Below are 12,613 nucleotides of genomic sequence, written 5' to 3'. Positions count from 1 at the left end.
ATGCGTTATGGCGAATTGACGGTTCATTGTCCGCTCCTCCACACCGTCACGCTGAATGAAGCCGAAGTGCTTGGTGCGTCGGTGTGGCTCTGGATGCATTCACTCAATCACCGTGACGCGCCGCTGCACGCCCTCCCAGTGGTGTTACTGCCCATCATTAAACGCCAGCAGTACGTGCTGGTAGAGGAGAAAGGACGCCCGATCTTTTTCCTGAGCTGGGCATGGATGAGCGAAGAAGCCGAACGCCGCTACCTCACCGAAGCAACGGTTGTCCTCCCGGAGGAAGACTGGTGTAGCGGCGACCGCTTGTGGTTTCGAGACTTTATCGCGCCATTTGGCCACGCGGAAACCCTGTTCCGCCTTCTGCGCAAGGAGATTTTCCCGCACCACATTGCGCGCTCGCTCTGGCATCGCGGCAATGAGAAAGGCCGTCGCATCAACACATTTTATGGCAAGCAGGTCACGCGCGATGCGCTGCTGAACTGGAAGAAAAAGCACCCGCTGCACGGATAAAAATAAAAGGATTTCACCATGAATAAACGCCTGTATCGCATCGTCTTTAATAAAGCCCGCGGCATGCTGATGGTCGTCTCCGAGCTTGCCCGCGGTTGCGCGGGCACCTCGCCTTCTTCCGGCATCGGACGCAGCCTTCAGCGCCTTGTCTGCCGCGTCGGGGCGCTCAGCTTTGCCCTGTGGCTGGCCTCCGGTGCGGTAACGATACAGGCCGCGGGCATCGTGGCGGACGCCTCAGCGCCCGGCAAGCAGCAGCCCACCGTCATCAGCACCGCCAACGGTACGACGCAGGTGAATATCCAGACCCCGTCGGCAGGCGGCGTGTCCCGCAACACCTACAGCCAGTTCGACGTTGGCCGGGACGGGGTCATCCTGAATAACTCCCATAAAAATACTTCAACCCAGATTGGCGGGATGGTGACCGCCAACCCGTGGCTGGCAAAAGGCGAGGCGAAGGTCATCCTCAACGAGGTGAACGCGCACAACCCAAGCCAGCTCAACGGTTACATCGAGGTGGCCGGACAAAAAGCCGACGTAGTCATCGCCAGCCCGTCGGGCATCACCTGCGACGGCTGCGGCTTTATTAACGCCGGGCGCGCCACGCTGACGACCGGTACCGCCCAGATGCAGGATGGCCGGATAACCGGGTATCAGGTGGAGCGCGGTGACATTACCGTGAACGGCAGCGGGCTGGACTCTACCCGCCAGGAGCACACCGACATCATCGCCCGGGCGGTTCAGGTGAACGCCGCCATTCACGCGCAGGATTTACGCGTCACCACCGGGCGCAACGCGGTGGATGCGGCTCATGAAAAGGTTTCCGCCCTTGCGGATAAGGGTGCGGCAAAACCCGCGCTGGCGCTGGATGTCGCGCAGGTCGGCGGCATGTACGCCGGGAAAATCCGCCTGCTCGGAACGGAAAAAGGCGTCGGGGTGCGCAACGCGGGCAATATCGGCGCGGAAGCCGGGACGGTCACCCTCTCTGCCGACGGACGTATTGAGAACAGCGGCGCACTCTGGTCTTCAGCGGACGCGACCCTCTCCAGCACGGCCTCCGTGCAAAACAGCGGTTCGATTGCCGCTGAGCATAACGTCAGCCTGACCGGCACGGAGATCGCCAGCACCGGCACGCTGGCTGCTGGCGTGCTGCCCGATGGCAGCATCGGCAACGATGGCAATCTCACGCTGAACGCCAGTGGCACGCTCAATATGCACGGCCTGAATGCGGCAGGCGGAAATATCAAAGCCGTGGGTCAGGGGCTGGATGCATCAGGCAGCGTGACGCAGGGTAACGCCATTACGCTTGACGCCGGACAAGGCAGTCTCAGCACTGAAAACGCGCAGATCGTTGCCCGGGACACGCTTAGCGCGGCCACCTCAGGCACACTCGACAATAACGGTGGCCTGCTCGCCGCCGACCAGCTCACGCTCTCGGCAAAACGCCTGCAAAACCAGAAAGGTCAGATAAGCCAGAGCGGTACACGGGCGCTGACGCTGAACCATCAGGACGGCATTGATAATCGCGAGGGCGTGATTGCCGCCAACGCCACGGTCAACGTTAACGCCGCGTCGCTGGATAACCGCAAGGGCCAGGTTGTCGCCGCCGATACCGGTACCCTGACCATAAAAACGGCTGGCCTGACGGACAACCGAGAGGGCGAACTGGCGGCGGCAGACAGCCTCAGCGTGACCGCCAACAGGCTGGACAACAGTGGAGGCTTTATCGGCGCTGAACAAGGCCGTGTCGGGCTGACCAGCAGCAAAGCGCTGATGAATGCCGGCGGGACGATTGCCGCCCGCGATACCCTGACGCTCGACAGCGCCGGGTTGAATAACGATGAAGGTTTGATTCAGTCTGGTGCGGACACGATCGTCGATACCCACGGCAACAGCATTTCAAACAGAGATAACCAGACGACGGGCGGCATCGTCAGCTTTGGCACACTGCACGTTAACGCTGGCAGTATTAACAACCAGCACGGCATGCTTGCCGGGGTGAAAGAGACTGAAGTTTGGGCCAAAAACGTAGATAACCGCGACGGCACGCTGGCCTCGGAGTCTACCCTGCAACTGAATGCGCATGCCGTTGACAACCAGCGCGGTACGCTCAGCACCGGGAACGACCTGTCGCTGGCGCTGGCTGATAACCTGGACAACCGCAACGGCACCCTCAGCGCGGCTGGCTCGCTGAGTATTCATGCCGGGGCGCTGGATAATACGCAAGGTACGCTGGTATCCGGTGAGGATGCGCGAATAGACACGTCCCGGATAACTAACCAGAGAGGGATGATTGCCGCCCAGAGCGATCTTGCAATCACCGGGCAACGTCTGAACAACGACAGCAGCGGGCTGGTACAGAGCGGGAGCGATCTCACCCTGGCCGTTGAACATATCAACAACCGCAACAGTGGCGATATGGGCGGCATCGTGAGCCAGGGCAACCTGTCGATCAAAACGACCGATCTGCAAAATGATGCGGGCGTCATCCTCACCGAAAAACAGGCCACGCTGGACGCCACACGCTTTAGCAATATTGCCGGAACGCTGTTTGCCCTGGATACGCTGGCGCTGGCCACACACAGTGATAGCGACAACCGTCAGGGGATCATTCAGGGAAGCGGGATCGTTCTTGATACCCACGGCTATCAGCTGGATAACCGCGAGGGGACGCTCTACAGCCTGGCGGCCATGCAACTTGCTACCGCCGGGCTGAACAACCAGAACGGTACCCTGGGCGCAAAGGGTGATTTTTCACTGCTGGCAACCTCGCTGGATAACCGTTCCGGCGGGCGTCTGGTTGGCGAGCAGGCAATGGCCCTCACCCTCGACCGTCTTGATAACCAGGACGGGCAGATCCAGTCTCTGGGTAAGCTGGTGGTAAACGCCGTATCAGGCGCAATCGACAACACGCTGGGCCTGATCCGCAGTGGCGCAACGGTGACGCTCAACGCAGCCTCACTGCTCAACCGCAATACTCAGGCCGAAGAAAAGGGCATTGAAGGGCTGGATGTGACAATCCACAGCCAGCAGCTCGAGAATGCCCAGGGAACGGTGCTGGCAGGCAAGACACTCTCCATCACCAATGCCGGAACCCTCGATAACACGCAGGGCGAGCTGTCCGCCGCTGGCAAGCTGTCGCTAAGTGGAGCAGCCATGCGGCTCCTCAACACCGATGGTGTGGTCATCAGTGGCGAGCGCGTGAACATTGACGCGAGCGATGTCACGGGTGATGGTCAGTTGCTGTCGCTGGGCGACATGGCGCTTCGCACACGCCAGGCCTTTAACAACACGGGTGATATTATCGCCAACGGCAGCGTCACGTTTACCACGCCAGGCCGCGTGACTAACGCCGGTAATCTGCTGGCCGGTACAACGCTTGACCTCACTGCCACCAGCCTCTTCAACGCAGCTTCCGGTGAAATAGCCGCAGGGGCAACCTGGCTATCGGTTGCCGGTTCGCTCGACAACTATGGCCTTATTGATGGTAGCCAGACGTGGCTGCGTGCCGGGACCTTAACGAACGCGGGCACCGGCCGTATCTATGGCGACCATCTCTCGCTGCAGGCTACCACGCTGAATAACCTGGCTCAGGGCGGAAAAGCGGCGACCCTCGCCGGGCGTCAGCGTGTGGATATTGGCGCAGACACCATAAACAACCGCGATCATGCGCTGATCTACAGCGACGGTGCGCTGGCTATCGGCGGACAGATCGATGCCCGTGGTTTTGCCACCGGTCAGGCGAAGACGCTGAACAACCATAGCGCAACGATTGAATCTGCGGGTGATATGGCGCTGTCCATCGGCCTGATTAATAACGTCAACGATCGTTTCAGCACCGACGTGGCGCTGATCTCCACGGAGGAGATGCATGAGTATCAGCACAGGGGATCGCCTGACCGCTGGGACGCGAATACCGCAGGGGTTTTTGTCGACCGTAACTCTGCCGACCGCTTGCTGAATCTCAACACCCCGGACGATACCGGGGCCAATAATGATAACTTCTACGAATACAGCTACACCCGCACCATCGAAGAAGAGGTCATTACCGAGAGTGACCCGGGCAAAATCCTCTCCGGTGGAAATATGCTGATCGCTGCACACCAGGTGCTGAACGATAAAAGCCAGATTGTGGCAGGAGGAACGCTCGGCATCTTCGCCGATTCAGTAGACAACGTGATGCCAGAAGGCAGCCGCTGGATCACCGATGCAGGCTCGGTGACGCACTACAGCCGTAAATCCAAAAAAGGCGGTGACTCTCAGGGTAAGAGCACCTCAGACTACACGCCGCCAGTGGTGATCCAGTCCATCACCCTCAACCCCGGAGGCATGGAGGGCAACAGCCAGGCTGAAGGCAGCGACATTTCCCTCTACCCTGCGACCGCGCACGGAACGGACGCCACGCTCCAGGAAGTGGGCAGCCTGACGGTTGGCGTTGAAACCACCGTACCCGGGCAGGGGGCGTTTTCCCCTGAACTGCCTGCCGGACATACCCCAGCGAAATGGATCGAAACGCCTGCCAGCGATGCGCAGAGCGTGGTGATCCGTGCGGCAGGGCCAGACACCCGACTGCCAGACAGCAGCCTGTTTAATACCCTACCCGATCCGTCGGCGGCGTATCTGGTTGAAACCGATCCACGCTTTACCAACAACAAAACGTGGCTCGGCAGCGACTACATGCAGAATGCGTTCGCGACAGATCCGAACAATGTGCATAAGCGACTTGGTGACGGCTATTACGAGCAGCGACTGGTGCGCGAGCAGATCATCGCCCTCACCGGCGGGCGCTATCTGGGCGACTACCGCGATGACGAAACCCAGTTCAAAGCACTTATGGATGCGGGTATTGCTTTCGGAAAAGAGCATCAGCTTATCCCGGGCGTGGCGCTCACCGCCGAACAGATGAGCCTGCTGACGGAGGACATGGTCTGGCTGGTCAATACACGAGTGCAGCTTGCAAACGGTAGCTGGCAAACGGTGATGGTGCCCCAGGTGTATGTTCGCGTACAGCCTGGCGACATTGACGGTTCCGGCGCGCTGATGGGGGGCCAGAACGTCGTGATGAACCTGAACCGTGACCTGGTCAACAGCGGCACAATTCATGGCCGTGAAGTGGTCCAGCTTAGCGCCGACAACATCACTAACAGGGCGGGGACGATTCAGGGGGCAGACGTCAGCCTGCTCGCCCGTACGGACATCAATAACATCGGCGGCACAATTTCCGGCAACCATTCCGTACTGGCCTCTGCCGGACGGGACATTAATATCACCACCACGACCCGCAGCGCACAGAGCACCGCCGGGAAAAACAGCTTTGAACGCACCGCCATTGAACGTGTGGCGGGGATCTACGTCCAGGGCGATGACGGTAAGCTGGTGCTGAACGCCGGGCGCGATCTCAGCCTGACCGGGGCGCAGGTGGTGAACAGCGGCAGCGACAGCCAGACGGTGCTTAACGCCGGGCGGGATCTGAACCTGTCGACCGTTACCACCTCGACCAGCGATAACCTGACGTGGGATAAAGACAACTGGCTGAAGCAGTCCGTCACGCAACAGATGGGAAGCCAAATCTCCGGGGCTGGCGACGTTACGATGATAGCCGGACGCGACGTGAACGCGCAGGCAGCCTACGTCGAGGCGGGTAACCAACTCGGCGTGGGTGCGGGCCGTGATATTTCCATCACGGCCGCCACTGAACGCAGCGAGTTTGAGTCGCACCATAAATCCACCGGCAGCAGCGGCGCGCTGTCGAAAAAGACCGTGACCACCCACGATGTGGTCAACCGTGAGACCGCACAAGGTACCCTGTTCAGCGGCGACACCGTGATACTGCAGGCAGACAATAATCTGCTTGTTCAGGGCAGTAATATCGTTGGCGATAACGATGTCCACCTGGCGGCAGGCAACAACCTGACCCTGACCACGGCGGAAGAGCACAACCAGGAGAGCCATCAGCGACAGGAGAAAAAATCGGGCTTCTCCGGCACGGGCGGCATTGGTTTCAGCTACGGCAAGCAGAGCCTGAAGGTCACTGACACCGCGCAGGACACCACGCATCGCGGCAGCACCATCGGCTCCATTAACGGCAACGTCACCCTGAGCGCGGGCAGCGACCTGAACGTCCACGGCTCGGAGCTGATTGCCGGGCAGGACATGACGCTGGCCGGGAAAAACGTCAGCATCACCGCCGCCAGCGACAGCGGCACCCAGACCCACACCGTTGAGCAGAAAACCTCCGGCCTGACCCTTGCGCTCTCCGGCGCGGCGGGTGGTGCCCTCGACAGCAGCGTCCGCACCCTGAAGCAGGCCGGTGAGACAGACAACGACCGCCTCGCCGCCCTGCAGGCGGTGAAAGGCGCCCTGACCCTCGGACAGGGTGCACAGGCCGTCGTGCTCGACCAGGCCACCGGCGACCAGAAGGGCAATGACAACACCATCGGCGTCAGCCTCTCTTACGGCAGCCAGTCGTCAACATCCACCCAGACCAGCACGCAGACTACCGCAAAAGGCAGCAGCCTCACCGCCGGGAATAACCTCACCGTGGTGGCAACGGACGGCGACCTGCTGGTTCACGGCAGCCAGCTTGATGCCAGCAATGACCTGTGGTTACAGGCGAGCCAGGACGTGAACCTGATATCTGCCCTGAACACCTCCACGCTCGACGGCAAAAACGAAAGCCACGGCAGCAGCGCGGGCGTGGGTATCGGCTATGGCTCCGGCGGCCTGGGCATCAATGTCTCCGCCAGCGTCAACGGCGGCAGGGGGACAGAGCGCGGCAACGGCACCACCCACACCGAGACCATGGTGAACGCCGGGGAGACACTCAGCATCGTCAGCGGGCGCGACGTCACCCTCGCCGGGGCGCAGGCCAGCGGGAAAACCGTCGTGATGGATATCGAGCGTAACCTGACCCTCGTCAGCGAACAGGACACCGACAGCTACGACAGCAAACAGCAGAACGCCAGCGCGGGCGGCAGCTTCACCTTCGGCTCGATGAGCGGCTCCGCCAGCGTTAACTACAGCCGCGATAAAATGACCAGCGACTATGCCTCCGTGAAGGAGCAGACCGGCATCTTTGCAGGCTCCGGCGGGTTCGACATCACCGTGGGCGACCACACGCAGCTCGATGGCGCGGTTATCGCCTCCACCGCCGAGGCGGACAGGAACCGTCTCGACACCGGCACGCTCGGCTGGCGCGATATTCACAACACCGCTGAATACGAGGTAGAGCATCAGAGCGTGGGCATCAGTACCGGCGGCAGCATCGCCGGGCAGTTCGCCGGGAACATGGCAAGCAACCTGCTGGCCGGGGCGGACAGCAGCGGCAGTGCGGAGGGGACGACGCACGCGGCTGTCGGGGAAGGAACCATTACCGTTCGTGATGGCGCAAACCAGACGCAGGATATCACCACCCTCTCCCGCGACACGGAAAATGCCAACGGCAGCATCGACGCCATCTTCGAGAAGGAGAAAGAGATGCGCCGGATGGAGGAGGCGCAGCTTATCGCGGAAATCGGCATGCAGGTGGCGGATATCGCCCGTACCCAGGGTGAAATCGCGAAGCAGGAGGCCATGAAGGACCCTCGGCCCTCAGCGCCGCAGAGGAGAAGCTGAGGGCCGAGGGCAAGAGCAACCCGACCCCGCAGGAGATAGCCGACCAGGCCGGGCGCACGGCGATGGAGCAGTACGGCACGGGCAGCGACATGCATCGCGCCATCCAGGCGGCCACCGCAGCCGTTCAGGGGCTGGCTGGCGGCGACATGACCGCCGCGCTGGCCGGGGCTGCCGCTCCGTATGTGGCGGAGGTTATCGGGCACCGTTCCGGGCTGGACGACACGATGGCAAAAGCCGCCGCCCACGCAGTGGCGAATGCCGTGCTGGCCGCAATGCAGGGCAAAGACGCGCTCGCGGGTGCCGCGGGTGCGCTGGCCGGGGAGCTGGCAGGGACGATTGCGCTGGAGATGTACGGGAAGGATGTTGCTGCGCTGAGTGAAAGTGAAAAGCAGACCATCAGCGCCCTGGCAACGCTTGCCGCAGGGATAGCGGGCAGCGTTGCGGGAGACGGCACGGCCAGTGCCATTGCGGGGGCCGAGGCCGGGAAGACGGTGGTTGAGAATAACTACCTCAACCCAAGTAGTTTCGGACAGGGTATGATGGGTTACGGTCTTGCCGCCCAGTCCTGGAACAAGTTTGCAGAAGAAAACGGATTATCTATTGAGGAAAAAATGGCCGGAATGGATAAACTGGTAAACGGTGAAAAACCGTCTTGGGGGGCTGAATACAAAGTTAAACCATATGTAAAAGGTGAGGTAGCTGGAGGAGCAGGTGCAGGTTATTACTTTGATGCGAGCATTGATCCAAACCAAATTTCAGCTAATCGCGGAGAAACATTAGCTGTGGGTGGCCGCATCTCCGGGCAGATGGGTATTCAGTTTGGGCCATACTTGCCAGGGATAATTACTTCTGAAAGAAATAATTCCATAGGGTTAGGGTTTGGACTCATTTCTGGTGGAATATTATATGGAAAAGATGGCGTTGGGTTTAGTATTGGAGTAGGTCCAGCATGGGGTTGGAGTGGTATCTCAACTAATATTGCCAATGAAAAGATAGATATAAATGGTTCCTCTGGAACTGAATTCTATAACTACAACTTCGGCCAGGAAAAAACAAAGTGAACCCTGACACTATCACAATAATTTTATCAATGGCAATTTTCTTTATTTCTTATTATAACTATATAAAAAGTATCGATATGCCTATTAGCTCGCCAAAAACCATGAATGAATATTTCAGCGGTATGTTTTTCCTTAGAGAATGCTCAATCCATTTGTTTTTCGGTCGAACTGCAGTACTTATTGGATTTCCTCTCTCGTATTTCCTGAAATATATCGAGAATGGTGAGGGAGTGGTTTACTTCCCGTTAATTATAACAACATGGCTTATAGCATTATACTTCTATAAATATGCTAACCGATTAAATGAAGTGCCAGGAGAGCAAGGTGGATTTTTCAGTATACTCCTCAAAGGAAAAACATATGGGCCAGCTAGCTTTTTATTATGGCTTCTCCGTATTTCATATATCGCATCAATAATATACGTAATATTAGTCAGATAAAATCATTATTAATATTATGAATAAATGACTTGCTCGAATGCTTACGCTATAAGAGGATTTAATCATGCAAATCAAGGCGTAAATTTCGAACATCACCTGCACAGCGCTGGCCAGAGTCGCGGCACCGTATGTGGCGGAGATTATCGGGCACCGTTCCGGGCTGGACGACACGATGGAAAAAGCCGCCGCCCACGCAGTGGCGAACGCCGTACTGGCCGCGATGCAGGGAGAAGACGCGCTCGCGGGTGCCGCGGGTGCGCTGGCCGGGGAGCTGGCGGGCAGTATTGCTCTGCAGCTGTATGACAAGGATTTGGACAAGCTGGATGAGACGGAGAAGCAGACCATCAGCGCCCTGGCGACACTTGCAGCAGGGATAGCGGGCGGCGTTGCGGGAGACGGCACGGCCAGTGCCATTGCCGGAGCGCAGGCCGGGAAGACGGTGGTTGAGAATAATTACCTTAGTGCAGACCAGTCGCTGACTTTTGACACCGAGCTATCGGAATGCCGGAAATCCGGGGGAGACTGTCAGAATATTATTGATAAATGGAAGAAAGTCAGTGATGAACAGAGCGGAAAACTTGATGAGATACTAAAGGATAACCCACTAGAAGCTCAGGTGATCGAAAAAGAAATAGCTGACGGTGGTTATAGTATGAGCGAACGTCCTAACTGGTTGAGTAATCTTGGCGCGGATGTAATGACCAGTGATGAAGCGAAAGCTTATGTCCAGCAGTGGAATAATCAAGATCTGCAAAATATTGATGTGAACAGTCCAGAATGGACTAAATTCGCAGCGTTTGCATCAGACCCCGAAAATCAGATGGCAGTGGCTTCGCTTGGGATGTTGGGTAAAGATCTTGTATATCTTGCGAAGACGACCATATCGAATCTTGTTCAGGGGGGCGCATCTACAGGTATAAAAAGTATGCAAGTAGGACTGAGAAACCCTCAACAAGTAGATCAAATAAAAAATGATATGATTTCGGGTAGTTACAGATTTACTGCACCAGAAGGTCGTATAGCTGGTTATATAGATAGCAAAGGTAATTACTATATTTCTGAAGGAAACCATCGTATGGTGGCCGCTCAAGAAATATACAAAAAAACAGGCGATAATTCTTATGTAGAAAAACTTCTGCAAAATGGCTCCTGGACTCAAACAAAGAATGCTCCTGCTGGGGCAAAACCAATGCCGATAAGAAAATGAGTGTTTTATGATTGAAGTTATCTCTATGAAAAAAAATGAAATATACATAAGAATGTTGTCTCTTACTTTACCCTACATTCGAAATATCCAAATGATGGATCCGAAGGAAAAGGGTCGAGATGTATCATGCTATTTTGAGGCGGAACTAGTTCATAATCTTACTCATACTTTGCTTACACCTGAGTTTTCAGAACATGATCTATGGTTTTTAAATAACCAAGCGAGAGACTATTTCGAAAACTGTAGTGATGATATATCACCGAACTATATTCAACATATTGAATATATTAAGGAATTATTCAAAATAGTTCCTGAAAATCTAAGACCTAAATTAGTATGGAGAGGTCCATGATTAAGTAAATCCTTGCCCAAAATGCCCGTTCCCGCGCCTGTACACCGGCAGATCGCCGGTGTCGTTCAGTACTCCCGGAAGCACTCATAGCCACAGCGCTATCTTCATGACCGCCGCGCTGGCCGGAGCCGCCGCTCCGTACGTGGCAGAGGTTATCGGGCACCGTTCCGGGCTGGACGACACGATGGAAAAAGCCGCCGCCCACGCAGTGGCGAATGCCGTGCTGGCGGCAATGCAGGGGGAAGACGCGCTCGCGGGTGCCGCGGGTGCGCTGGCCGGTGAGCTGGCAGGAACGATTGCGCTGGAGATGTACGGGAAGGATGTTGCCGCGCTGAGTGAAAATGAAAAGCAGACCATCAGCGCGCTGGCAACCCTTGCCGCAGGGATAGCGGGCGGCGTTGCGGGAGACGGCACGGCCAGTGCCATTGCTGGGGCCGAGGCCGGGAAGACGGTGGTTGAGAATAATACGCTGAGTATACCGTCGGGTATGATGAATTACGGACAGGCCGCTGCTTCATGGAACCAGTACGCAGTAGATAACAATCTGACGCCAGAACAAACGCAGGCAGGGCTGAATAAGCTGGCAAAAGGTGATTTACCGGAAGGCGCTAATATCAGCAAAGCCATTGTTGAAGGTTATCAGGACGGTGTATTTATCGCCGATGCATTCTATCTTGCGCCTCAAATAGCGATAGCCAAAGGTATTATCGGAGCGGTAATTGGAGGTGGGGCAAACTCGGCTTTCCAGTATATGAATATGGCACCTGACGGTGAGTTTAGTTATTATAGCGCAACTGTTGCAGCAGGGGCAGGTTATCTGGCTCCGGGATATAATATTGGCGGGAACACTCTGATTAATATGGGCGGAGCCTTTATGACTGATGGACCGAGCTTGTCTGGTCAGGGAGGCGCTATTGCAGGTTCACTGGCTGGGGGAACTTTCGGAAAATATGCGCCGGACTTACTTTCGCCATATGCTGGTAGCGCTTCTGGTGTTTTAGGTGATATAGGCGCGGCACTGATATTCGAGTCGATAAATGACAGAACGAAAAATATTGTCAATGAGAAAGAGAAAAAACAATGAAAAGAAAAATGACTTTGAGAATATCTATCTTCTTATTTTTTTATCTTTTTACTGCATTTTTTCTGTTAGGTATTGCAGCAAGAATTGTAACTGGGTTTATTGCTTCCGGTGAGATATATCTACTTCAGGAAGAATTAGTTAAATCGGCAAAAATGAGTTTTGTAGCAGGGGCTTTAGGAACATTGGTTTCCTTCATCTTCTACAAAATAGACGAGTACAATGCTCGTAAAAAGCCGCCCACAGGCCCTGACAAGTGATCCAGGCGACTAAAACCCCCGCCTTCCAAAGCGGGAATTTTTGCTTTTTATTCGTCTTCACAGCGTATCAAGCAGTCATCATTAGGAG

Annotated in this window: 7 protein-coding genes and 1 pseudogene; all 8 read left to right on the top strand. The window is 56.3% G+C overall.

Features of this window, described 5'->3' with window-relative positions; genetic code table 11:
- The 8 genes and pseudogenes from ABIE02_RS21175 to ABIE02_RS21140 all read left to right on the top strand — a co-directional run bounded on the left by ABIE02_RS21175 (nucleotide 1) and on the right by ABIE02_RS21140 (nucleotide 12,525).
- Complete coding sequence (locus tag ABIE02_RS21175; protein WP_117386831.1) at nucleotides 1-513, top strand: toxin-activating lysine-acyltransferase; 513 nt, start codon at nucleotides 1-3, stop codon at nucleotides 511-513.
- Between the two features lie 18 nt (nucleotides 514-531).
- A complete protein-coding gene (locus tag ABIE02_RS21170; protein ID WP_336995135.1) occupies nucleotides 532-8,124 on the top strand; it encodes a hemagglutinin repeat-containing protein in 7,593 nt (2,530 codons plus the stop codon).
- Nucleotides 8,125-8,186: 62 nt separating this feature from the next.
- Nucleotides 8,187-9,185 carry a polymorphic toxin type 25 domain-containing protein gene (locus tag ABIE02_RS21165; protein ID WP_336995134.1) on the top strand — a complete coding sequence of 333 codons (999 nt, stop codon included), beginning with the start codon at nucleotides 8,187-8,189 and terminating at the stop codon, nucleotides 9,183-9,185.
- The gene (locus ABIE02_RS21160; protein ID WP_336995133.1) at nucleotides 9,182-9,625 is read left to right on the top strand and encodes a hypothetical protein; all 444 of its coding nucleotides are present in this window, start codon (nucleotides 9,182-9,184) and stop codon (nucleotides 9,623-9,625) included. Before ABIE02_RS21165 ends, ABIE02_RS21160 begins: the two co-directional genes overlap by 4 nt.
- A gap of 103 nt (nucleotides 9,626-9,728) precedes the next feature.
- Nucleotides 9,729-10,832 (top strand): annotated as a pseudogene (locus tag ABIE02_RS21155) (VENN motif pre-toxin domain-containing protein); the annotation flags it as partial.
- A gap of 10 nt (nucleotides 10,833-10,842) precedes the next feature.
- On the top strand, nucleotides 10,843-11,184 hold the full coding sequence (locus ABIE02_RS21150; protein ID WP_072250874.1) for a zinc ABC transporter substrate-binding protein: 342 nt from the start codon (nucleotides 10,843-10,845) through the stop codon (nucleotides 11,182-11,184).
- Nucleotides 11,185-11,290: 106 nt separating this feature from the next.
- Complete coding sequence (locus ABIE02_RS21145) at nucleotides 11,291-12,268, top strand: VENN motif pre-toxin domain-containing protein (RefSeq protein ID WP_336995132.1); 978 nt, start codon at nucleotides 11,291-11,293, stop codon at nucleotides 12,266-12,268.
- The gene (locus ABIE02_RS21140; protein ID WP_059306936.1) at nucleotides 12,265-12,525 is read left to right on the top strand and encodes a hypothetical protein; all 261 of its coding nucleotides are present in this window, start codon (nucleotides 12,265-12,267) and stop codon (nucleotides 12,523-12,525) included. Before ABIE02_RS21145 ends, ABIE02_RS21140 begins: the two co-directional genes overlap by 4 nt.
- Nucleotides 12,526-12,613 lie beyond the last annotated feature (88 nt).

Source organism: Leclercia sp. 1548, from assembly GCF_050435045.1.
Taxonomy (GTDB): Bacteria; Pseudomonadota; Gammaproteobacteria; order Enterobacterales; family Enterobacteriaceae; genus Enterobacter; species Enterobacter adecarboxylatus.
This window is presented reverse-complemented; position numbering and strand designations above follow the sequence as displayed.

Coding starts and splice junctions, on each gene's coding strand:
- ABIE02_RS21175 (WP_117386831.1), top strand. CDS start 1: ATGCGTTATGGCGAATTGACGGTTCATTGTCCGCTCCTCCACACCGTC.
- ABIE02_RS21170 (WP_336995135.1), top strand. CDS start 532: ATGAATAAACGCCTGTATCGCATCGTCTTTAATAAAGCCCGCGGCATG.
- ABIE02_RS21165 (WP_336995134.1), top strand. CDS start 8,187: ATGGAGCAGTACGGCACGGGCAGCGACATGCATCGCGCCATCCAGGCG.
- ABIE02_RS21145 (WP_336995132.1), top strand. CDS start 11,291: ATGACCGCCGCGCTGGCCGGAGCCGCCGCTCCGTACGTGGCAGAGGTT.
- ABIE02_RS21140 (WP_059306936.1), top strand. CDS start 12,265: ATGAAAAGAAAAATGACTTTGAGAATATCTATCTTCTTATTTTTTTAT.